1 pseudogene is annotated in these 373 nt (G+C 67.6%); it reads left to right on the forward strand.

Going from position 1 to position 373, the window contains the following annotated elements:
* A pseudogene (locus LG367_RS18125) lies at positions 1 to 373 on the forward strand (wall-associated protein); the annotation flags it as partial.

Here is a 373-nt window from a genome sequence, read left to right on the forward strand (position 1 = left end):
ACCAGACCTGGACGTACTTCCCGGATGGTCTGCCGGCCTCGATCGCGGTAACGAACCCGAACGTCGCCAACCCGACGCTCACCAGCTACGCCTACAACCGGCGTCGCCTGCTCACCGGCGAGAGCCTGAACCACCTGGGCGGCACCTCGGTGTGGGGCGCCGGCTACGGCTATGACGCCAACGGCGCGTTGAAGATCCAGACCTATCCCAGCGGCCTGTCGATCGACTACGCCCCCAACGCCCTGGGCCAGCCGACGCAGGCGGGCACCTACGCCACCAGCGTGAGCTACTACCCCAACGGCGCCATCGCCCAGTTCACCTACGGCAACGGCATCAAGCACACGCTGACCCAGAACGCCCGCCAGCTGCCCGA

It is taken from the genome of Luteimonas panaciterrae (genome assembly GCF_020511115.1).
GTDB lineage: Bacteria > Pseudomonadota > Gammaproteobacteria > Xanthomonadales > Xanthomonadaceae > Luteimonas > Luteimonas panaciterrae.